We start from the raw sequence: 20,117 nt of genomic DNA, 5'->3' as shown, positions 1-20,117 counted from the left end.
CGTCAGACCTCGATCAGGTCGACGAGTTCGCCTTCATGAGAGAAGCAGCCGGCGTTGAGCGTGCCGGTGTCGCCGCTGCCGCCGTCGATCGTCAGCCAGTAGGTTCCCGCGCCCTCGCCATGTCGCTCCCGGTCGCGGCCGCGCACCACCAGGCGGAAGCCCTCGTACGGTTCGGCCATGTCGGCAAAGCGGCGGCTGCCCCACCAGAAGGTATCGTTCTGGGCGGCGAGTGGACGATCCGGGTCGATCCCCGCATGGACGAACAGCAGGGTTCCCTCGGCCGTGTAGGCAGCGCGCCGGAGGCCCGCGAGGATATCGTCATGGCCGGGATGGGCACGCATGCGGGCGCTCATCTCGCCGCTCCAGCGGGTTGTCGCCTGGGCGCCGGCACGGAAGTGATTGCGCGCCCGCTCGACGTCGTCGCCATAGGCTTCAATGGCCGCGCCGATGCCCTGGCGCAGCATCCAGTCGAAGACGCCGATCGGGTCGGTCGCGAACTGAAGCTGGAGCAGCTTGCGCCAGATTTCTTCCTGCGCGCCGCGCAGATAGGCGATGTCGCCCGGCTCCATCCCGGGGCGGCAGAGCAGCTCGCGCCGGAACATCAGCAACTCGTCGAGCGTGCCGACGATATCCGGGCCCGGCGCCAGGTAATCACCGAGATAGACCAGCCGGTCGCCGAGCCTCCAGGCGTTGGCCAACTGATCGTGCAGGCGCGCGAGCTTGGCCGACCGCCCGGCCACCGGGGCGACCGCCCAGACGCGCCCGGCATGATCCAGACTGGCGAATACTTCGCTGCCTTGTGGCGGCATCGCCGTCACCGACCTCGCGATAGGGGGCGCCTGCGGCGCAGGGGCGGCTCCGCAGGGCGCCGCGCGACGGGATTACTCGACTTCGAGGATCTTCTGCAGGCGCTCGCCGGCCTGGGTCGTGTCGATCTCCTCGACCGCGGCGAACTCGCGAACCAGCCGGTCGAACGCCGCCTCGTAGATCTGGCGCTCGCTGTAGGACTGGTCGGGCTGACCGGAATTGCGGTGCAGGTCGCGGACCACCTCGGCGATCGAGATCGGATCGCCGGAATTGATCTTGGCTTCGTATTCCTGTGCCCGCCGGCTCCACATCGTGCGCTTCACGCGGGCGCGGCCTTTCAGGGTCTCGATCGCCGTCTTCATCTTCTTCGGCGTCGAGAGCTTGCGCATGCCGACATTCTTGACCTGCCCGATCGGCACGCGAAGGGTCATTTTCTCATGCGCGAACTCGATGACATAAAGCTTCAGCTTCATGCCGGAGATTTCCTGCTCCTCGATCGAGGAAATCTGCCCGACGCCGTGCGTCGGGTAAACCACGTGGTCCTTCGGAGAAAATTCCAGCGCTTTGCTCATGTCGTGCCGATCTCGCCTTTGAAAATGCCGCAAAAACAAGCGCACGCCCCTGATGTTCACAGGCGCGACTGCGCACTACATTTCATTAACACGAAGCTGCAAGGACCCGGGCCGGGCGAAGTGTACACGCTACCCGCTCAGCGGCGGGCGACCAAGATCGTCACCCCGTCTCCCCAAGCTCTACCGTAACAAATATAGCACAATTTGGCCCAATAACAAATCACCGTGGTCCCGAGGGATCGGTCGGGTGATTTCTTGCGGGTCGGGGCGAAATTGTCGCGGGGGAACCGGCGGGGAAGTTGAGAAAGCCGACTTCCGGCGTATTATTACGAATTTCTACTATGAAGGGCGATCGCCGCCCGCCGCCGTGACTTCGGCGCATGGGAGCCATGCGAATTTCGCGCAATGCGTGTTTCGGCGGCGTGCCGGCTCAGGCCGACGGAGCGACGTTTCGCGGCAGGGCGGCTCAGCTGCCGGTGCCGGGTTTCTCGCTGAAATGTTCGTCCCACTTGTTCTTGACGTCGCGCCACTTGTCGGCGTCCGCCGGGGACTCGCCCTTGCGGGTGATGTTCGGCCAGATCTCGGAATATTCGCGGTTGCGTTCGACCCAGACATCGACGTCGCCCTCGGTGTCCGGAATGATCGCTTCCGGCGGGCATTCGGGCTCGCAGACGCCGCAGTCGATGCATTCGTCGGGATGAATGACGAGCATGTTCTCGCCTTCATAGAAGCAGTCGACGGGACAGACCTCGACGCAATCCATGTACTTGCACTTGATGCACGGGTCCGTGACGACGTAGGTCATTCTGCTCTCCCCTTCACCCTGGCACGGGTGTCTTTCCAACGGGCGCCCGGAAACGATCCGGAACCGATCGCCTGGGCGGATAAGCCGATCGGCGGTTACTCAAGCCCGAGGCGCGCCAGGACGCGCTTGCGCGCGGCGCCACTCTGACTGTCAGAGACATAAATCAGGCCGCAAACGCGACGCAAGAGGTTTGCTTCGAAGTCGTGCAATTCGCCGTCCGCATAGGCGACTTCCCAGAGCATCTCGATGATGCCGATCCGTTCTTCCGGCGGGAAATGTTCCTTGATGCGGCGGGTGAAGCCGTGCAGGTCGTTGCTCGTTGCCTGCAGGTTCCGCGCTTCTTCCAGCAGGCCACCGGCCTCTTCCGGTGACAGGGCGAAGCGGTCGGTCAGGATGGCCCGGATTGTGGCCATCTCCTCGCTGTCGACCCGATCGTCGAAGGCGGCGGCCTCGACCAGGAGAGCCGCGGCCGAGAAGGCTTTCTCGTCGCGGGTCGGGCGCGGGGACTCGCCGGATTCAATTCCGACGAACAGTGATTTCAAGCGATCCAGTACCATCACGGGTGGCCTATCACGGGTTGTTCCGGGTCACAACCCGGAAGGAGAAGAAGGTGGCCCGACGCGTCGCGCCGGCCTACGACGCCGTCGCCGCATCCGTCGGGCGGCGGGCGATGAGCTGGGTGCCGGTCCAGCGCATGGCGATCTCGTCGCTCTGGTTCAGAATCTCGAAATCCATGGTAACGAGGCCGAGGTCGGGGCGCGATCGGCTGGCCCGCGTCTCGGTCACGGTGGCGACGCCGTAGAGCGTGTCGCCCGGGCGTACCGGGCGGTGCCAGCGGACGCGGTCGATGCCGGGAGAGCCCATGCTGGTCGGTGTCAGGGCGCCGGCCTGGACCAGCATGCGCAGACCCAGCCCCATCACCATCACGCCGCTGGCGATCAGGCCGCCATAGATCGAGCTTTCCGCCGCGACCCGGTCCATGTGGAACGGCTGGGGATCGTACAGGCAGGCGAACTCGATGATCTGCGCCTCGGTCACGGTCACGCCGTTGGCCCGGAAGCACAGGCCGACCGCGTAATCCTCGTAATATCGCTCGCCGTTCACCGGTCCGGGGCCGTCACAGGCGGCCGTGGCACTGCTTGAACTTCTTGCCGGAACCGCAAGGACAGAGGGAATTGCGGCCAACCTTCCCCCAGGTCGCCGGATCGTTCGGATCGACCGCCGGCTCTGCCGGCTTCGGGGCGGGGCGGTGGGCGCGCTCTGCCGGGCCGTCGCCGACCGTTTCCAGTTCCGGCTCGGCGAACTCGTTGGTCCCGGTCTGCGGGTCCAGATGTTCCGGCTGCATCGCCGAGGTGTCCGGATCGCGCGGCGGCGCGAGGCCCGCGGCGGGCGATTCCATGCGCAGTTCGACATGGGCCAGCAGTGCGGTCACGCTCTCGCGCAGCTGCGACAACATGGAATCGAACATGTTGAAGGCTTCGCGCTTGTATTCGTTGAGCGGGTCCTTCTGGGCGTAGGCACGCAGCCCGATACCCTGGCGCAGATGATCGAGGCGGAGCAGGTGCTCCTTCCAGTGCTGGTCGAGAAGCTGCAGCAGCAGGTTCTTCTCCACCATGCGCAGGACGTCACGGCCGTAGTTGGCGGCCTTCTCTGCCATCTTGCGATCGGCTGCCTGACCGATCCGCTCGCGGATCTCCTCGTCGGCGATGCCTTCCTCGGCCGCCCAGTCGACGATCGGCAGGTCCAGATTGAAGACCCGGCGAACCTCCTTCGCCAGTCCTTCGCTGTCCCACTGCTCGGGGTAGGCCTTCTCCGGGATATGGTCGGCGACCAGTCCGTCGATCACTTCCTGGCGCATACCGGCGACGGTCTCGGCGACGTCGTCGGCTTCCATCAGCTCGATGCGCTGCTCGTAGATCACCTTGCGCTGGTCGTTCATGACATCGTCGAACTTCAGCAGGTTCTTTCGAATGTCGTAGTTGCGCGCCTCGACCTTCTGCTGCGCCTTCTCGAGCGCCTTGTTGATCCACGGATGGATGATCGCCTCGCCTTCCTCGAGCCCGAGCTTGCGGAGCATGCCGTCCATCCGCTCGGAGCCGAAGATCCGCATCAGGTCGTCCTGAAGCGACAGGTAGAAGCGCGAAGCGCCGGGATCGCCCTGGCGGCCCGAGCGGCCACGGAGCTGGTTGTCGATACGCCGCGACTCGTGGCGCTCGGTGCCGATGACCATCAGGCCTCCGGCCTCTTTCACCTTGGCCCGTTCGGCCGCGGCCTCGGCCCGGATGCGCGTCTCCACGGCAGCGCGCTCGTCGTCGCCCTCGACGCCCTCAAGCGCGGCGGCGATGCGCAGCTCGGCGTTGCCGCCGAGCTGGATGTCGGTGCCGCGGCCGGCCATGTTGGTGGCGATCGTCACCGCCCCGAGGCGCCCGGCCTGGGCAATGATCTCGGCTTCGGTTTCGTGATAGCGGGCGTTCAGGACCTGGTGTTCGACCTTGGCCTTCTTCAGCGCCGCCGACAGCATCTCGGATTTCTCGATCGAGACCGTGCCGACCAGCACCGGCTGGCCGCGTTCCTTGCAATCCTTGACCGCCTCGAGGAGCGCGGCAACCTTCTCGCCTTCGGTCCGGTAGACCTCGTCGTCATGGTCGATACGGGCGACGGGGACGTTGGTCGGGATTTCGACGACCTCGAGACTGTAGATCTCGGCGAATTCCTCGGCCTCGGTCGCCGCCGTACCGGTCATGCCGGCAAGCTTCGGGTAAAGCCGGAAATAATTCTGGAAGGTGATCGAGGCGAGCGTCTGGTTCTCGTTCTGGATCGTCACCCCTTCCTTCGCCTCGAGCGCCTGGTGCAGGCCGTCCGAGTAGCGCCGCCCCTCCATCATCCGGCCGGTAAACTCGTCGATGATGATGAGCTTGTCGTCCTTGACGATATAGTCGGTGTCGCGGGTGAAGAGCTTGTGGGCGCGCAGCGCCTGGTTGGTGTGGTGAACAGCCGTCACGTTCTCGATGTCGTAGAGGCTCTCGCCCTGCATCAGGTCGGCTTCGCGCAGCAGCGCCTCCAGCTTCTCGGTACCGCTTTCGGTGAACGCGACGGTCCGAGCCTTCTCGTCCTTTTCGTAATCGTCCTCGGTGAGGCCCGGGATCAGCTTGTCGACCCGCCGGTACAGTTCGGAGGAATCCTCGACCGGTCCGGAAATGATCAGCGGCGTGCGCGCCTCGTCGATCAGGATTGAATCGACCTCGTCGACGATCGCGTAGTTGAAGGGCCGCTGAACCATGGTCTCGCGGCGGAACTTCATGTTGTCGCGCAGATAGTCGAAGCCGAGCTCGTTGTTCGTGGCGTAGGTGATGTCGGCGGCGTATTGTGCCCGACGCGCATCGTCGTCCAGGCCGTGCACGATGCAGCCGACCGTCAGGCCGAGGAAGCGGTAGATCTGGCCCATCCATTCCGAATCGCGGCTGGCCAGGTAGTCGTTTACGGTGACGATATGAACGCCCTTGCCGCTCAGCGCGTTGAGATAGGCGGGCAGGGTCGAGACAAGCGTCTTGCCTTCGCCGGTCTTCATCTCGGCGATCTTGCCGTCATGGAGAACCATGCCGCCGATCAGCTGCACGTTGTAATGGCGCTCGCCGAGCACCCGCCTGGCGGCCTCGCGGACGGTCGCGAAGGCTTCCGGCAGCAAGTCGTCGAGCTTCGCTCCCCCGGCGATCCGAGCCCGGTACTCGCTGGTCCTGGTTCTCAGTGCTTCGTCGGAGAGCGCGGAGATCTCGTCCTCAAGGACGTTGATCGCCTCGACGCGCTTCTCGTAATTCTTGACTACCCGGTCGTTGGCAGAGCCGAACAGCCTTTTTGCAATGCCGCCGAACATGCTCGAAATCCTTAAAAATTCCTTGAACGACGCCATTCGCGCCGTCTCTCCGGTCGTTCGGAGCCCGCTGACAGATAAGGGGCGGTCGCATGTCTGTCAACGAATCGACGCTGCTGTTTACGGTCGATCACAAGACATTGCATTGTTGCGGCTTTCTCTTGCTCCGTCGACGTCGGACGTTATTGTCGGGCAGCGATCGAGCGCCGACGGGTGGCAATCGACTGGGTGCCGGAAGAGCAGGGCCGCATCGATCCGCCAATCCTGATCCCGAAAGGAAACCGACCTATGAGATTTGGCATTGTCACGGCTGCCGCCCTTTGCTTCGGCCTGGCCATGGGCAACAACGCGATTGCACAATCGTCCGGCGACGCCGACGATCCCGTGATCGCGATCGTCAACGGCGACGAGATCCACCGCAGCGCCGTCGAGAACTTCTATGCGAGCCTGCCTGACCAGTACAAGCAGTACCCGTTCCAGGTCCTCTACGGCGCGCTCGTCGAGCAGATCATCCAGCGCAAGCTGATGACAGCCGCGGCGGAAACCGACGGGCTCGGCGACGATCCGGAAGTTGCCGACCGGCTTGCCGAGGCGAAGGACCGCATTGTCCAGCAGATCTACCTGACCCGCCATGTCGAGGCGGCCGTGACCGACGAGCGTCTGCGTGAATCCTACGACGCGGCGATCAAGGAAATGCCGGCCAAGCAGGAGATCTCGGCCCGCCATATTCTCGTGGCCGAAGAGGCGGAAGCCCAGGCGGTCATCAAGGAACTTGCAGACGGCGCGGACTTTGCCGAACTCGCCAAGACCCGCTCGACCGGTCCGTCCGGCTCCGAGGGCGGCGATCTCGGTTATTTCTCCAAGGATCAGATGGTGCCGGAATTCGCCGAGGCCGCCTTCGCGATGGAGGTCGGCGAGGTGTCGGCCGAGCCGGTGAAGACACAGTTCGGCTGGCATGTCATCAAGGTCGAGGATCGCCGCGACGCGCCGCCGCCGAGCTTTGAGGAGTTGGAACCGGGGCTGCGTCAGGAACTGACCCAGGACGTGGTCGCCGAACTGGTCGGCAAGCTCAAGGACAAGGCCGAGATCACGATCTACGGCCTGGACGGCAAGCCGATCGCGGGTGACGCGGAAGGTCAGTCGGAAGAGAGCGAGAGCAAGAGCGACTAAGCAGGGTCTGACGACCCGGTCGGTGGATCGACCGCGGGAGGCGCCTGGGTTTCAGGCGTTCTCCCGTGGCAGCCACGGGATCGCCGCCACGTCTATGCCTTCGTCCTTCAGTTCGGACGCCTGCTCGAGGGTCGCCTCGCCGTAGATGTTGCGCTTCTCGGTCTCGCCGTGGTGGATCTTGCGGGCTTCCTCGACAAACCGCTCGCCGACATAATCGCTGTTCTTCTCGACATGCTCGCGCAACGCCCGCAGCGCGCGCATCGCTTCCCCCATGGCGGCGAACTGGCCGACCTGCTGGGGCGCGGGCCGGGTGGCCGCGGGTTCCTCCGTGCGACCCTCGGCCGGATCGTCGCGCAGGCCGCGCCCGGATGCGAGTGCCGGCGCCATCAACGCCTTTTCCAGCTTGCTGCTGCCGCAAATCGGGCAGGACACCGCCTTGGCGGAAACCTGTTCGTCGCAATCGTCGCTCGAGCGGAACCAGGCCTCGAACTGGTGGTCATTGCGGCATTTCAGGTCATAGACGATCATCGCTTCCACTCGCTGCCGGCGGGTACAATCACGATCCGGTCATCGTGATATAGATGACAACAGGATGTCGGCACGACAAGTCATTATGACAGGAGCGCGGCGGGGCAGCATGAGCGGGAACGGAAGGGCAGGCGGCATTTCGGACTGGATCGGCCGTTTCGCCGACGAGGTGGAGCCGGGCGGCGCCGTCCTCGACGTTGCCGCGGGCGGCGGGCGGCACACCCGTTTCTTCACCGGTCGCGGCCACCCGGTCACGGCGGTCGACCGGGATTGCAGCGGTCTCGCCGATCTGCGCAGGATCGCGGGCCTGGAGATCGTCGAGGCCGACCTCGAGGCCGGTTCCTGGCCGTTCGCCGGCCGCACCTTCGCCGCTGTCATCGTCGCCAATTATCTCTGGCGGCCGCTCTTTCCCGCACTTGCCGCCTCGGTCGCGCCCGGCGGGGTCGTCCTCTACGATACCTTCGCTGTCGGGAACGAGCGCTATGGCCGGCCGTCCAATCCGGATTTCCTGTTGCGGCGGGGCGAACTTCTGGGCGCCTTGGAGGACGGATTCCGCCTGATCGCCTATCGGTATGGTTTCGTCAGGCACCCGAAGCCGGCCGTGAAGCAGCAGATTGCCGCCAGACGCGCGCCCTAGGTCAGCGTCGACAAGCGCCTTTATTCAGCGGCCCTGGTGGGCCGCTCGGCCGGACCGGTGATCGCACGGTCGTTCTCGAGGCTCGGAACCCGTCGGCGCGCCTTGCCGATCTCGCCGGTCTCGATGGTCGCCAGGATCAGTCCGGGTTCGGTGCCGCCGTCGGCGAGCACCTCGCCCCAGGGCGCGACGATCAGCGAATGGCCGTAGGTCTGGCGACCGTCGGCATGGCTGCCGCATTGCGCGGGCGCGATGACGAAGGCACCGTTCTCGATCGCCCGCGCCCGCAGCAGGACATGCCAGTGCGCCTCACCGGTGGTCCGGGTAAAGGCGGCGGGCACGCTCAGGATGTCGGCGCCGCCCTTGGCAAGACGCCGGTAGAGATGCGGAAAGCGGACGTCGTAGCAGACGGAGAGTCCGAGCCGGCCCCATGGCAGATCGGCAAGTACCGCCGTGTCGCCGGGCGCAAAATTTTTCGATTCCCGGTGCGTTTCGCCGTTTTCCAGCGCGACGTCGAACATGTGGATCTTGTCGTAGCTGGCTGCGATCGCGCCGTCCGGGCCGATCAGGAACGAGCGGTTGGCAAGCCGCTCGTCGTCCTGCTTCTTCAGGGTCAGCGAACCGAGCAGCAGCCAGATCTTCAGTTCGGCCGCCAGCGTCCGGTAGGACGCGAGCGACGGATCGTCGTCCTGCGGGCGGGCTTCCTCGCGCGTTCGCCGGCCGCCGCCCAGCATGTTGGTGACTTCCGGCGTCGCGACAAGATCGGCGCCACCCAGCTTGGCTTCGCGGATCAGCGCGCTGGTCGCCTCCAGATTCTCGCGCCAGTCGGCCGAGCCGTTGATCTGCACGCACGCGGCGGTGAAGCTCTGTCCGGCCTGGTCCGGCATCGATCAGGCCGCTTGCAGCGCGGCGTCGAGTTCACCACGGGCTTCGAGCGCGAACAACTCGTCGCAACCGCCGACATGGCGCTTGCCGATGAAGATCTGCGGCACGGTCTGGCCGCCGTTCGAGCGCGTGGTCATCTCTCGACGCAGGCCGGGGTCGGTACCGACATCGATCTCGTCGAACTTGACGCCCTTCTGCGTGAGCAGCTTCTTCGCCCGGAAGCAATAGGGGCACATCATCGTGGTGTAGATCGTGACGTTCGGCATGTCGGACTCACTCGGCTCCTGTTGGGTCGCGCATTTATATGGGATTACGCCAATCGCGGACAACCCGCGCCAGTGTGAGCACGTTCACCGCTCCGGCGCCGCCACGGCGCAGCACGCGGGCGACTGCCTCGACCGTCGCACCGGTGGTGAGCACGTCGTCGACCAGCACGACATTGCGGCCGGCCAGTTGCGCGGCGTGGCGCGGGTTTATCGCGAAGGCGGCGGCGACATTGCGCCGGCGCTCGCCGGCATTCAGCCCGCCCTGGCTCCGCGTCGCCCGGACCCGCAGCACGAGATCGGGAATTGCCGGCCTTGCCCAGTCACGCGCCAGGCGATTGGCCAGCAGGGCCGACTGGTTGTAACGGCGGCGGAACAGGCGGCCGCGGTGCAGTGGCACGCAAGTGACGATATCGGCCTCTGCCCGGAAGGCGGCGCCGGCATGCGCCAGCCAGCGCGCGTAGAGGGCGGTTGCCTCGATCCGGTCGCCATGCTTGAAGCCGAGGATCAGCGTGCGCGGAACCTCGCCATAGGCCATCGCCGCCCGGGCCCTGTCGAAGGCCGGCGTCCGGGCGATGCAGGCGCCGCACTCTGCACCGTCGCCGGCATCGTGCGGAAACGGATAGCCGCAGGTCACGCAATAGGGCGGCCCGATGAAGTCGATCCCGCCCCAGCATTCCGCGCAAAGCGCGCTGTCCTGGGCGATCGGTATCCGGCAGCCGGCGCATTGCGGCGGCAGCAGGAAGTCGATGGTCCGGGCGAGGCCGAGCCGGAGCGAACGGCGAAGGATCACGGCAGGCATGATGCCGATGATGCCACGGGCACGGGCTTGCTGTCGCCGCTTGATGAGGGTCGCCGGTCGTGCCACAACGCTGGCGTCATGAACGAGCACGACATCCTGTTGTTCGACCGGCGCGCCGTGCGCTGGCATCGCGACCGCGCGGCCGCGGTCATCGACGCGCACGATTTCCTGATCCGCGAAATCGGCGACCGCATGCTCGAGCGCGTGTTCGACGTCAAGCGGGGCTTCGGCCTGGCGCTTGATCTCAACGCCGGCCCGGGCCTGATGGGCCGGGCGCTGGCCGGGGCCGGCCGCATCAAGGGCCTTGTCTCCGCCGACCTGAGTGCCGCGATGGTTGCGCGGGCATCGGGTATCGGGATCGTCGCCGACGAGGAGGCGCTGCCGTTCCGGGCTGCGAGCTTCGACCTGGTGACCAGCGTTCTCGGCCTGCACTGGGTCAACGACCTGCCGGGCAGCCTGGTGCAGATCCGCCGCGCGCTGGTTCCGGACGGCCTGTTCCTCGCGGCGCTGTTCGGCGGCGAGACCCTACGCGAGCTGCGCCACGCCCTGTTGCTGGCCGAGACCGAGATCACCGGTGGTGCCAGTCCGCGCGTCTCGCCGGCGGCGGCGCTCCGCGATGTCGGTGCGTTGCTGCAGCGGGCCGGCTTTGCCCTGCCTGTGACCGACGTCGACACGATCACCGTGCGCTACCCGGACCCGTTCGCGCTGATGCGGGACTTGCGTGGCATGGGCGAGGCGAATGCGACCTGCGGCCGGCCACGCGGCGCGACGCGGCGGGCGGTCTTCGCCCGCGCGGCGGAGATCTATGCCGAGGAATTCGCCGACGCGGAGGGACGGGTGCCGGCGACCTTCCAGGTCCTGTTCCTGACCGGCTGGGCGCCACACGAGAGCCAGCAGAAGCCGCTCCGTCCGGGCAGCGCCAATGCGAGGCTCGCCGACGCCCTGGGGACGGACGAGCGCTCGGCCGGCGAGGTTGCGGGGACACCGGCGAAGTCGACGCCGTCTAGAGAAAATCCCTGAGCATTGCGATCAGCGGCACATCGGCGGGCGGCATCGGATAGTCCCGGAGCTTCAGCGGCCGGACCCAGCGCAGCGTCTGCCCCTCGCGCGGGACGAGGTCGCCCGACCAGCGTCGGCAGAGATAAAGCGGCATCAACAGGTGGAAGTCGTCATAGGCGTGGCTGGCGAAGGTGAAGGGGGCGAGACAGGCCGCTGTCACATCGATGGAAAGCTCTTCGTGCAACTCGCGGATCAGCGCCGCTTCCGGGGTCTCGCCGGCCTCGACCTTGCCGCCGGGAAATTCCCAAAGCCCGGCCATGCTCTTGCCGGCCGGACGCTCGGCGAGAAGAACCCGGTTGTCCGCATCGACCAGGGCGACGGCGGCGACCAGGACGATCGGCCGCGCCGTCCCGGCGGGTTTTTCAGGAGCGGTAGTCGGCATTGATCGAGATGTAGCCGTGCGTCAGGTCGCAGGTCCAGACCGTTGCCCGGCCGTCGCCGATGCCGACATCGACGGTGATCTCGATCTCCTGTCCCTTCATGTGCGGCACCACGTCCGCCTCCCGGTAAGCCGGGTCGAGGCCGCCGTTGGCGGCGATCTGGACGCCGCCGATGGTGATCCGCACCGCCTCCATGCGGATCGGCTCGCCGCTCTTGCCGATCGCCATGGCGATCCGTCCCCAGTTCGCGTCCTCGCCCGCGATGGCGGTCTTGACGAGCGGTGAATTGGCGATGCTGAGGGCAATCCGGCGGGCGGAAAGATCGTCCTTCGCGCCACCCAGCTGCACGGTGATGAACTTGCTGGCACCCTCGCCGTCACGCACGACCTGCTTGGCGAGGTCGACCAGGACGGCCTCGAGCGCGGCGCGGAATTCGTCGAGCAGCGGATCGGCGGGGTCGGAGACATGGCGGTTGCCGGCCCTGCCGGTCGCGAAGGCGAGCAGGGTGTCGCTGGTCGAGGTGTCGCTGTCGACGGTGATCGCGTTGAAGCTCCGGTCGTTCGCCTCTCGCAGGATGCTGTCGAGCACTTCCGCCGGCAGGTTCGCATCGGTGAAGACGAAGGCCAGCATTGTCGCCATGTCCGGCTGGATCATGCCCGAGCCCTTGGCGATGCCGGCGATGGTCACCCGGTCCCCGCCGATTGTCGCGGTTGCCGAGGCGCCCTTCGGGAAGGTGTCGGTGGTGCAGATCGCCTTGGCGGCGGCCTCGAAATCGCCCTCGCCATTGCCAAGCGCCGGCAGCAGCGCGGCGATCTTCTCGGCCGGTAGCGGTACGCCGATGACCCCGGTCGAGGCGACATAGACATCCTCGGCGACGCAGCCGGCGATCTTCGCCGCCGCCGCCGCTGTCTCCTCGACAGCGCGGTCGCCGGCGGCGCCGGTATAGACATTGGCATTGCCCGCATTCACGACCAGCGCCCCGGCGCTGCCGCGCGCCAGATTGGCCCGGCACCATGTGACCGGCGCGCCCGGCATGCTGTTCCGCGTCAGCAGACCGGCGACCGTGGTACCGGGGACGAAACGGGCGAACAGCACGTCGTCGCGGCCCTTGTAGCGGATGCCGGAATTGCCGGTCGCGAGCGTCACGCCGGCGATCGCCGGCAGCACGGGAAAGCCGGCCGGGGCCAGCGGGGAACGTTGCAACTGCGCCATGGGGCGACCTTTCCTGAATAGCGGCGCGATCCTATCGTCGGCTCTCAGGCCGGACAAGCGCTGTTGGAGGCGCCGACGCCGAGGATCTCAAGGAACCGGACGATCGGCGCCGGCCGGGACAGCACGCCGAGGGCCAGCGAGAAATGACCCTGGCGACGAAGGAACAGGTTGTCTTCCGGCACCCGCCAGTCACGGGCGAGCGCCAACCCGCCGTCATAAGGTGTCACGGTGTCGAGGTTGCCGAGCACCATGACGATGCGCTCCGGCGGCAGGCAGGGTTCGCCACTCGGCTCCAGGAGAGGGCGCCAGGTCTCGATCTCGTCCATGCTCCAGCCGCCCTGCTGTACCGCCTCGAACAGCTTCAGTCGGCGGAAGGCGGGGGCGGCATGGAGCACGTCGGTCATGCGTCCGGTCGTCGCGATCAGCAGGAGCGCGTCGGGGCGCTCCTGCCCGGCCCAGTTCCGCGAGGCGGTCGCGACAAGCTGGATGGTGAGCGCGCCGAGAGAGACGCCGCCGAGACCGACCGGGCCGTCGCCCCGGTTCTTCGCCCACCGGACGAGCAAGGCGATCTCGGACAGCGCCGACTGGAAGAAATCGAGCAGGCCGCCAGGACCGCGCGCCAGAACCGGCTCGCCGCCGTAGGTGCCGGGCAGGGTCCGTCGTCCGTGCCAGGGCGCTTCCGGCTGCACGAACCGGACCCCTTCGGCCACCATGGGAAGAACCGGGTCGGCCGGGTTCGGCCACATTTCGTCCTCGACCGCGAGGCCGTGCAGGAGGATCACCGTGGCCCGGACGTTGCCGCTCGCCGGCTCGCTGACCCGCGCGATCATCCGGTCGCCGGAACCGGCGGCGGTGAAGCGCAGCCAGTAGCGTCGGACCTTTCCATTGGCGACGGTGGCCGAGCGTTCGATATCGGTCATGGCCGGCGCCGGATAGGCGGACGCCGTCCGGGCAAGCCGAGCGCCGTGCCGCCGGTGGGTTGCCACGGGCGTTTCGATGTCCCAGCGGACGGCGGCGAAATTGCTACGCCACGGCAGGAAGAAGGCACGCGCGGCCATCAGCCGGAAGGCGCGTTCAGCGCGCTCCGTGCCCAGTCGCCGGGCCTGGCCTTCGTCGCCGTCGCCGAACATCGCCTGCTGCCAGTCCTGTTCCGCTTCCCGGTAGCGGCGGTCGCGGCCGGCAGTTGCGACGATTGCACGGGCGAGCGCCTTGCCGGGCCGGCGCAGACCGTTCTCTCCGGCGAAGCGGCCGACGTCGCCATCCGCCACGCGCGCCGCGGCCCAGGCACGGGACAGTGGCAGGAAATAGGACGTCACGGTGGGTTCGGCCAGCAGGTCGAACCACGGGTGCGCGACCAGGCCGGTCAGGCGGGAGCCGTTCGCGCCAAGCCGCATTGCCGGGGCCGCGGCTATTGCGTCGGCCGATCGGCGGTCAGCATGTAGTTGACCCCGAGATCGCCGGGGTCGAGCCGCCACTTGTCGTCGAACGGCTGGTAGGCGACGCCGGTCGTGTGGCGAAGCCGGAGGCCCGCCTGCCGGAGGGCGCGCGCGAATTCGCTCGGGCGCAGGAACCTGTTCCAGTCGTGCGTGCCGCGCGGTAGCCAGCGGAGCACATATTCGGCGCCGACGATGGCCATGGCGTAGGATTTGAGGGTCCGGTTGAGGGTCGCGCCGAACATCAGGCCGCCGGGCCTGAGCAGCGTCGCGCAGGCGCCGACGAAGGCTCCGGTATCGGCGACATGCTCGATAATCTCCATGGCGAGCACGATGTCGAACTGCTCGCCCGCCGCGGCGAGCGCCTCGGCGGTGTCATGGCGATAGTCGATGGAGAGGCCGGCGCGTTCCGCGTGCAGCGACGCGACGCGGATATTCTTCTCCGCCGCGTCGACGCCGACAACCCTGGCGCCGAGGCGCGCCATCGGCTCGGAGAGCAGCCCGCCGCCGCATCCGATGTCGAGCACGCTGAGCCCGCGGAGCGGTTCGAGCGAGTTCGGATCGAGGCCGAAATGGCGTTCCGCCTGCTGCCGGATGTAGCCGAGCCGCACCGGATTGAGCCGGTGCAGGGGGCGAAAGTCGCCTGCCGGGTCCCACCAGCTGTCGGCGATGGCGGAGAAACGGGCGATCTCTGCGGGATCGACCGTCGATTGCGCCTGCTGGTCCATGGATCCTCCGGAAGGGCTCGTTTGGCAGCGTTGCAAAGCTTGTTCGCTGCAAGTCTAGAGAGTATGTATTGGCGCGCTTCGGGCAAGCGCGACTTCAGGAAACAAGCTTCAGAGCACGGTGGAACGACCATGGATCCGGCCGTGGACTAGGGATGCGATCCGTATGGCTCGTTTGGTATTGAAATTCGGTGGAACGTCGGTCGGCGATATCGACCGTATCCGAAATGTGGCTGAGCGCGTCAAGCGCGAGGTCGATGCCGGTCACGAGGTTGCCGTCGTGGTGTCGGCGATGGCCGGCGAGACCGACCGTCTCGACAGCCTCGTCCGCCGCGTGGCGCCGCTGCACGACGCACGCGAGTATGACAGTGTCGTCGCCTCCGGCGAGCAGGTCACGGCCGGGCTTACCGCGCTGGCGTTGCAGGAAATCGGCGTCTCCGCCCGCTCCTGGCTCGGCTGGCAGATCCCGCTCCGGACCAATGACGCGCACAGCGCCGCCCGGATCCAGAAGATCGAGACCGAACTCCTCGGCGCGCGTCTGACGCAGGGCCAGGTCGCGGTCTGCGCCGGTTTCCAGGGGATCGGTCCGGACAACCGGATCACGACGCTGGGCCGCGGCGGCTCGGATACCTCCGCAGTCGCCCTCGCGGCCGCGATCGGCGCCGACCGCTGCGACATCTACACCGATGTCGACGGCGTCTATACCGCGGACCCCCGCATCGTGACGCAGGCTCGCAAGCTTGATAAGATTACCTATGAGGAAATGCTCGAGCTTGCATCGCTCGGCGCAAAAGTCTTGCAGACCCGCTCCGTCGAAATGGCAATGAAGCACCGGGTTCGGGTGCAGGTCAGGTCGAGCTTCAGTGACCTGCCGGGTACTCTCGTGGTCGATGAGGACGAAATCGTGGAACAGCAAGTTGTAAGTGGCGTTACCTATTCCCGCAACGAGGCCAAGATCACGCTCCGTCGTGTCGAGGATCAGCCGGGAATCGCCGCCAACGTGTTTGGCGTGCTGGCGGATAACCACGTGAACGTCGACATGATCGTGCAGAACATTTCCGAGGACGGTCGCGCGACCGACCTGACCTTCACGGTGCTGCGCCCCGACCTCGACAAGGCGGTGCGCGTGCTCGAGGCCGTCAAGGGCGAGGTCGGCTACGACGCGCTGGTTTCGGATTCGAACGTGGTCAAGGTCTCGATCGTCGGGGTCGGCATGCGAAGCTATGCCGGCGTCGCGAAGACGATGTTCTCCGCGCTGGCGGAGAAGAACATCAACATCCAGGTGATCTCGACGTCGGAGATCAAGATCAGCGTCCTGATCGCGGGCGAGTATACGGAGCTGGCGCTCCGTGCGCTGCACACCGCCTTCGATCTCGATGCCGGCTGACGGTACGCCTATCACGGACGACCGCCGCGGTGCCGCGCGCCTTGCGGCGCTGTGGGCACGCGGCCGGAACCTGCTCGGCACCGAATACGCCATCATGGGTGGCGCGATGTCCTGGGTCTCGGAGCGGAACCTCGTTTCGGCGATCTCGAATGCCGGTGGTTTCGGGGTCATCGCCTGCGGCTCCATGGGGCCGGATCTGCTCGGCGCCGAAATCGCCGCGACCGCGGCGCTGACATCGAAGCCGTTCGGCGTCAACCTGATCACCATGCATCCGGAACTGGACAGGCTGATCGATGTTTGCCTGGAGCATCGGGTCGGGCATATCGTGCTGGCCGGCGGCATCCCGCCCAGAAAGGCGATTGCCCGGGTCAAGAACGGCGGTGCCAAACTACTCTGCTTCTCGCCGGCGCTGGGGCTTGCCCGCAAGCTCGTTCGCGACGGCGTCGACGGTCTGATTATCGAGGGCATGGAGGCCGGCGGCCATATCGGCCCGGTGTCGACCGGCGTACTGGCGCAGGAGATCCTGCCGCATATCAACGAGATTCCGGTATTCGTTGCCGGCGGACTGGGTCGCGGCGAGGCGGTCGCGATGTATCTGGAAATGGGCGCGTCCGGCTGCCAGCTCGGCACGCGTTTCGTCTGCTCCAGCGAATCGATCGCCCATCCCAAGTTCAAGCAGGCCTTCATCCGGGCCGCCGCCCGCGATGCGGTGCCGACCGTGCAGGTCGATCCGGCTTTTCCGGTCATTCCGGTGCGGGCTATCAACAACAACGGATCGAAGCGCTTCATCGCCTTCCAGCACGAGGTCATCGCCCGTTTCCGTCGCGGAGAGATAGAACTGAAGGAGGCCCAACTCGAGATCGAGCATTACTGGGCCGGCGCCTTGCGCCGCGCCGTCATCGAGGGCGACGTCGAATGGGGTTCGATGATGGCGGGGCAGAGCGTCGGCATGGTCCAACGCGAGGAACCGACCGCGGCCATCATCGGCGAGCTGGTTAGCCAGGCGGCGGCGGTTCTCAGCCTCAGGGACGGCGGCCCCGCCGCCGAGTGACAGTGACGAATCCCGCCACCAGCAGCCCCCGCCTCCTCCTGCGGCGTCTTCGCGAGGTCATGGCGGGCACCGGCGAGGCCGAGGCCCGGCTCAACACTGTTGTGCGCATCATTGCGAACAACATGGTTGCCGAAGTCTGCTCGGTCTATCTGCTGCGTGGCGACGGGGTGCTCGAACTGTTCGCCACCGAAGGCCTGAATCCGGAAGCGGTCCACCAGACCCGGCTGCGCGTCGGCGAGGGCCTGATCGGCGAGATCGCACGCAGCGCCCGCTATCTCAATCTCTCGGACGCCCAGGCGCATCCGGCCTTTGCCTACCGGCCGGAAACGGGCGAGGAAATCTACCATTCGCTGCTCGGCGTGCCGGTCCTGCGCGGCGGCCGCGTCGTCGCCGTCCTCGCCGTCCAGAACCGGACCCAGCGCCATTATTCCGAGGAGGAAGTCGAGGCGCTGCAGACGGTGGCGATGGTGCTCGCCGAACTGCTCGTTTCCAGCCAGCTCTTCCGCCCGGAAGATTTCGCCCAGACGAGCGACACCACGGCGCCGGTTCGCCTGACCGGGCAGATATTCGCCGACGGCTTGGCGATCGGCATCGCGGTCCTGCACGAACCGAAGATCGTCGTCGACCGGGCAATCGCCGACGACACGACATACGAGCAGAAGCGTCTGGCGCGCTCGATCGCGCAGCTTCGCGAAGCGGTCGACGCCATGATGAGTGCGGCGCAGTCGGTCTTCGTCGGCGAATCGCGCGACATTCTCGAAGCCTACCAGATGTTCGCCTATGACCGGGGCTGGCTGGTTCGCCTCCAGGAGGCGGTGGCCAGCGGACTGACCGCGGAAGCGGCGATCAAGCGCGTCCAGGACGACACGCGGATCCGCATGGAAGCGGCCGTCGACCCCTATATCAGGGAACGGCTCGCCGATCTGGACGACCTGGCGAACCGGCTCTACGCCCATCTCATCGAGCGCGACGAGGCGAAGCCGGCGCTGCCGGACAATGCGGTCATCGTCGCCCGGCACATGGGCGCGGCCGAGATTCTCGACTACGACCGGGAGCGGCTGCGCGCGGTGGTCCTGGAAGAGGGGGCGACCACCAGCCATGTCGCCATCATCGCCCGCGCGCTGCAGATTCCACTGGTCGGCAACGTGCGGGACGCGCGGAAGAGCGTGGAAAGCGGCGACCGGATCATCGTCGATGGCGAGCAGGGACAGATCTTTGTCCGTCCGGGCGAGGAGGTCCTGCACGCCTTCCAGGCCAATCTCGCGGCCCGCGCCGCCCGACTGGCGCGGTTCGCGGCGCTTCGCGACCAGCCCTCGGAAACCCTCGACGGGGTGCGAATCGCACTCAATGTGAATGCCGGCCTGCTGATCGACATGGACCAGTTGCAGAGCTCCGGCGCCGACGGCGTCGGCCTGTACCGCACGGAAATCCATTTCATGGTGCGGCCGCGGATGCCGAAGATCGATTCACAGACCGGCTTCTACCGCGCCGTGCTCAACCGCGCCGACGGCAAGCCGGTGGTCTTCCGCACGCTCGACGTGGGCGGCGACAAGGCACTGCCCTACCTGCGCATCGAGAGCGGGGAGAATCCGGCGATGGGCTGGCGGGCGATCCGGCTCGGACTCGATCGGCCGGCGCTTCTGCAAAGCCAGCTCAGGGCGCTGCTGCGCGCGGCCGAAGACCGCGATCTGCGAATCATGTTCCCGATGATCGCCGAAGTCTCCGAATTCGTCGCTGCGCGCGCGATCCTCGAACGCGAGCTTGAACGCCATCGGGCCAGCGGCGCGCCCGAGCCCAGGTCGCTTCATCTTGGCGCCATGGTGGAGGTCCCCTCGCTTGCCTGGCAGCTTGACGAGCTTCTGGAGGTCGTCGATTTCCTCTCCGTCGGGTCGAACGACCTGCTGCAGTTCCTGTTCGCCGTCGATCGCGGCAATCCCAGGGTGGCTGGCCGTTACGACCGGCTGAGCCCGCCGGTCATCGCGTTTTTCCGCCATCTCGTCTGCAAGGCCGACGCGGCCGGGGTGCCGATCTCGGTGTGCGGCGAGATGGCCGGCAGTCCGCTCGAGGCGATGGCGCTGCTCGGGCTCGGTTTCCGCAACCTGTCGATGAACGCGGCCTCGATCGGGCCGGTGAAGGAGATGGTTCGGCACGTGGTATTAACGGAACTTACATCCTATATGAGTGGAATGAACGGAGCGCAGGAGCGGAGCATCCGGGATTGCCTCGGCGATTTCGCGCGACGGCACGGTGTCCCGGTATGACCGCTCGGGCCGTGAAGACGCATGGCCGGATTTGATCGTGTTTTGCAATCGCCATCACGTTGCGTCCGTTGGGGAGTTGGGTTTAACCTGAGATTCGGGATCAGGAATATTCACTAATCGGTCGTCGCCGACACGACGATCGGGCATTTTGTTTGGTACTTTGTAATAGCACGGCAGATGGAATGGCAGGACAGGCGCATTCCGGAAAGCGGGGACACGACACGGGAGGCCGCGGCCGAAAGGCTGTCGATCGCCGGGTCGAGCCGTCGCTCCGC

At 66.5% G+C, this 20,117-nt stretch carries 20 protein-coding genes; 6 read left to right on the top strand and 14 right to left on the bottom strand.

The features are described from left to right. Positions 1 to 2 precede the first annotated feature (2 nt). The 6 genes from OCH7691_RS00145 to secA form a co-directional block, all read right to left on the bottom strand. Positions 3 to 809: a hypothetical protein gene (locus OCH7691_RS00145; protein ID WP_085881414.1), complete on the bottom strand. Its 807-nt coding sequence runs from the start codon at positions 807 to 809 to the stop codon at positions 3 to 5. Positions 810 to 881: 72 nt separating this feature from the next. Then, on the bottom strand, positions 882 to 1,379 hold the full coding sequence (locus tag OCH7691_RS00140; RefSeq protein WP_085881413.1) for a CarD family transcriptional regulator: 498 nt from the start codon (positions 1,377 to 1,379) through the stop codon (positions 882 to 884). A gap of 466 nt (positions 1,380 to 1,845) precedes the next feature. Then, positions 1,846 to 2,184, bottom strand: coding sequence for a ferredoxin FdxA (gene fdxA / locus OCH7691_RS00135; protein WP_085881412.1), 339 nt, complete (start codon positions 2,182 to 2,184; stop codon positions 1,846 to 1,848). Positions 2,185 to 2,279: 95 nt separating this feature from the next. Then, positions 2,280 to 2,726 carry a tellurite resistance TerB family protein gene (locus OCH7691_RS00130; RefSeq protein ID WP_176244866.1) on the bottom strand — a complete coding sequence of 149 codons (447 nt, stop codon included), beginning with the start codon at positions 2,724 to 2,726 and terminating at the stop codon, positions 2,280 to 2,282. 91 nt (positions 2,727 to 2,817) lie between these two features. Continuing rightward, the gene (locus tag OCH7691_RS00125) at positions 2,818 to 3,288 is read right to left on the bottom strand and encodes a MaoC family dehydratase (protein WP_085881410.1); all 471 of its coding nucleotides are present in this window, start codon (positions 3,286 to 3,288) and stop codon (positions 2,818 to 2,820) included. Between the two features lie 13 nt (positions 3,289 to 3,301). Further along, on the bottom strand, positions 3,302 to 6,055 hold the full coding sequence (gene secA / locus OCH7691_RS00120; protein ID WP_085881409.1) for a preprotein translocase subunit SecA: 2,754 nt from the start codon (positions 6,053 to 6,055) through the stop codon (positions 3,302 to 3,304). A gap of 285 nt (positions 6,056 to 6,340) precedes the next feature. Here secA and OCH7691_RS00115 point away from each other — a divergent pair, with 285 nt between their 5' ends. Next, positions 6,341 to 7,222, top strand: coding sequence for a peptidylprolyl isomerase (locus OCH7691_RS00115; protein WP_085881408.1), 882 nt, complete (start codon positions 6,341 to 6,343; stop codon positions 7,220 to 7,222). 51 nt (positions 7,223 to 7,273) lie between these two features. On the opposite strand, the gene OCH7691_RS00110 is transcribed toward OCH7691_RS00115, so the two are convergent. Next, on the bottom strand, positions 7,274 to 7,750 hold the full coding sequence (locus OCH7691_RS00110) for a DUF1178 family protein (RefSeq protein ID WP_085881407.1): 477 nt from the start codon (positions 7,748 to 7,750) through the stop codon (positions 7,274 to 7,276). Between the two features lie 109 nt (positions 7,751 to 7,859). On the opposite strand from OCH7691_RS00110, the gene OCH7691_RS00105 reads away from it, so the two are divergent. Next, positions 7,860 to 8,387 (top strand): class I SAM-dependent methyltransferase, encoded by a 528-nt coding sequence (locus OCH7691_RS00105; RefSeq protein ID WP_217807721.1) that lies wholly within the window; start codon positions 7,860 to 7,862, stop codon positions 8,385 to 8,387. A 20-nt stretch (positions 8,388 to 8,407) separates the two neighbouring features. Here the strand turns inward: OCH7691_RS00105 and OCH7691_RS00100 are convergent, their stop codons facing one another. The 3 genes from OCH7691_RS00100 to OCH7691_RS00090 are packed head-to-tail and all read right to left on the bottom strand — an operon-like array spanning position 8,408 to position 10,424. Continuing rightward, positions 8,408 to 9,271 (bottom strand): carbon-nitrogen hydrolase family protein, encoded by an 864-nt coding sequence (locus OCH7691_RS00100; protein ID WP_085881405.1) that lies wholly within the window; start codon positions 9,269 to 9,271, stop codon positions 8,408 to 8,410. A gap of 3 nt (positions 9,272 to 9,274) precedes the next feature. Further along, the gene (gene grxC / locus OCH7691_RS00095) at positions 9,275 to 9,535 is read right to left on the bottom strand and encodes a glutaredoxin 3 (RefSeq protein ID WP_085881404.1); all 261 of its coding nucleotides are present in this window, start codon (positions 9,533 to 9,535) and stop codon (positions 9,275 to 9,277) included. A gap of 34 nt (positions 9,536 to 9,569) precedes the next feature. Next, positions 9,570 to 10,424 carry a ComF family protein gene (locus OCH7691_RS00090; RefSeq protein ID WP_217807720.1) on the bottom strand — a complete coding sequence of 285 codons (855 nt, stop codon included), beginning with the start codon at positions 10,422 to 10,424 and terminating at the stop codon, positions 9,570 to 9,572. Between OCH7691_RS00090 and OCH7691_RS00085 the strand changes: the two genes are divergently transcribed. After that, complete coding sequence (locus tag OCH7691_RS00085) at positions 10,413 to 11,354, top strand: methyltransferase domain-containing protein (RefSeq protein WP_085881403.1); 942 nt, start codon at positions 10,413 to 10,415, stop codon at positions 11,352 to 11,354. The two genes, OCH7691_RS00090 and OCH7691_RS00085, sit on opposite strands and share 12 nt — an antisense overlap. On the opposite strand, the gene mutT is transcribed toward OCH7691_RS00085, so the two are convergent. The 4 genes from mutT to ubiG are packed head-to-tail and all read right to left on the bottom strand — an operon-like array spanning position 11,338 to position 15,146. Continuing rightward, on the bottom strand, positions 11,338 to 11,775 hold the full coding sequence (mutT, locus tag OCH7691_RS00080) for an 8-oxo-dGTP diphosphatase MutT (RefSeq protein WP_085881402.1): 438 nt from the start codon (positions 11,773 to 11,775) through the stop codon (positions 11,338 to 11,340). The genes OCH7691_RS00085 and mutT overlap by 17 nt on opposite strands. After that, positions 11,756 to 12,985 (bottom strand): bifunctional glutamate N-acetyltransferase/amino-acid acetyltransferase ArgJ, encoded by a 1,230-nt coding sequence (argJ, locus tag OCH7691_RS00075; RefSeq protein WP_085881401.1) that lies wholly within the window; start codon positions 12,983 to 12,985, stop codon positions 11,756 to 11,758. Before argJ ends, mutT begins: the two co-directional genes overlap by 20 nt. Before the next feature lie 44 nt (positions 12,986 to 13,029). Next, positions 13,030 to 14,379: an alpha/beta hydrolase gene (locus OCH7691_RS00070; RefSeq protein ID WP_085881400.1), complete on the bottom strand. Its 1,350-nt coding sequence runs from the start codon at positions 14,377 to 14,379 to the stop codon at positions 13,030 to 13,032. 14 nt (positions 14,380 to 14,393) lie between these two features. Beyond that, positions 14,394 to 15,146 (bottom strand): bifunctional 2-polyprenyl-6-hydroxyphenol methylase/3-demethylubiquinol 3-O-methyltransferase UbiG, encoded by a 753-nt coding sequence (gene ubiG, locus OCH7691_RS00065; protein WP_085881399.1) that lies wholly within the window; start codon positions 15,144 to 15,146, stop codon positions 14,394 to 14,396. A 163-nt stretch (positions 15,147 to 15,309) separates the two neighbouring features. Between ubiG and OCH7691_RS00060 the strand changes: the two genes are divergently transcribed. From OCH7691_RS00060 to ptsP, 3 genes are read left to right on the top strand one after another with little or no spacing between them, the layout of a single operon-like run. Further along, a complete protein-coding gene (locus OCH7691_RS00060; protein ID WP_085881398.1) occupies positions 15,310 to 16,530 on the top strand; it encodes an aspartate kinase in 1,221 nt (406 codons plus the stop codon). Further along, positions 16,520 to 17,581 (top strand): NAD(P)H-dependent flavin oxidoreductase, encoded by a 1,062-nt coding sequence (locus OCH7691_RS00055; protein WP_085881397.1) that lies wholly within the window; start codon positions 16,520 to 16,522, stop codon positions 17,579 to 17,581. Before OCH7691_RS00060 ends, OCH7691_RS00055 begins: the two co-directional genes overlap by 11 nt. A 59-nt stretch (positions 17,582 to 17,640) precedes the next feature. Then, a complete protein-coding gene (gene ptsP, locus OCH7691_RS00050) occupies positions 17,641 to 19,842 on the top strand; it encodes a phosphoenolpyruvate--protein phosphotransferase (protein ID WP_085881396.1) in 2,202 nt (733 codons plus the stop codon). Positions 19,843 to 20,117: the final 275 nt, after the last annotated feature.

Origin of the sequence: Oceanibacterium hippocampi (assembly GCF_900172325.1) — a bacterium.
Taxonomy (GTDB): Bacteria; Pseudomonadota; Alphaproteobacteria; order Sneathiellales; family Sneathiellaceae; genus Oceanibacterium; species Oceanibacterium hippocampi.
The sequence above is the reverse complement of the archived record's forward strand: the minus strand, read 5'-3'. Positions and strand labels throughout refer to the sequence as shown.

Excerpts from the sequence above, each read along its gene's own strand:
- OCH7691_RS00145 (WP_085881414.1), bottom strand. The coding sequence starts at position 809 with ATGCCGCCACAAGGCAGCGAAGTATTCGCCAGTCTGGATCATGCCGGG.
- OCH7691_RS00140 (WP_085881413.1), bottom strand. The coding sequence starts at position 1,379 with ATGAGCAAAGCGCTGGAATTTTCTCCGAAGGACCACGTGGTTTACCCG.
- fdxA (WP_085881412.1), bottom strand. The coding sequence starts at position 2,184 with ATGACCTACGTCGTCACGGACCCGTGCATCAAGTGCAAGTACATGGAT.
- secA (WP_085881409.1), bottom strand. The coding sequence starts at position 6,055 with ATGTTCGGCGGCATTGCAAAAAGGCTGTTCGGCTCTGCCAACGACCGG.
- OCH7691_RS00115 (WP_085881408.1), top strand. The coding sequence starts at position 6,341 with ATGAGATTTGGCATTGTCACGGCTGCCGCCCTTTGCTTCGGCCTGGCC.
- OCH7691_RS00110 (WP_085881407.1), bottom strand. The coding sequence starts at position 7,750 with ATGATCGTCTATGACCTGAAATGCCGCAATGACCACCAGTTCGAGGCC.
- OCH7691_RS00105 (WP_217807721.1), top strand. The coding sequence starts at position 7,860 with ATGAGCGGGAACGGAAGGGCAGGCGGCATTTCGGACTGGATCGGCCGT.
- OCH7691_RS00100 (WP_085881405.1), bottom strand. The coding sequence starts at position 9,271 with ATGCCGGACCAGGCCGGACAGAGCTTCACCGCCGCGTGCGTGCAGATC.
- grxC (WP_085881404.1), bottom strand. The coding sequence starts at position 9,535 with ATGCCGAACGTCACGATCTACACCACGATGATGTGCCCCTATTGCTTC.
- OCH7691_RS00085 (WP_085881403.1), top strand. The coding sequence starts at position 10,413 with ATGAACGAGCACGACATCCTGTTGTTCGACCGGCGCGCCGTGCGCTGG.
- mutT (WP_085881402.1), bottom strand. The coding sequence starts at position 11,775 with ATGCCGACTACCGCTCCTGAAAAACCCGCCGGGACGGCGCGGCCGATC.
- argJ (WP_085881401.1), bottom strand. The coding sequence starts at position 12,985 with ATGGCGCAGTTGCAACGTTCCCCGCTGGCCCCGGCCGGCTTTCCCGTG.
- OCH7691_RS00070 (WP_085881400.1), bottom strand. The coding sequence starts at position 14,379 with ATGCGGCTTGGCGCGAACGGCTCCCGCCTGACCGGCCTGGTCGCGCAC.
- ubiG (WP_085881399.1), bottom strand. The coding sequence starts at position 15,146 with ATGGACCAGCAGGCGCAATCGACGGTCGATCCCGCAGAGATCGCCCGT.
- OCH7691_RS00060 (WP_085881398.1), top strand. The coding sequence starts at position 15,310 with ATGGCTCGTTTGGTATTGAAATTCGGTGGAACGTCGGTCGGCGATATC.
- OCH7691_RS00055 (WP_085881397.1), top strand. The coding sequence starts at position 16,520 with ATGCCGGCTGACGGTACGCCTATCACGGACGACCGCCGCGGTGCCGCG.
- ptsP (WP_085881396.1), top strand. The coding sequence starts at position 17,641 with ATGGCGGGCACCGGCGAGGCCGAGGCCCGGCTCAACACTGTTGTGCGC.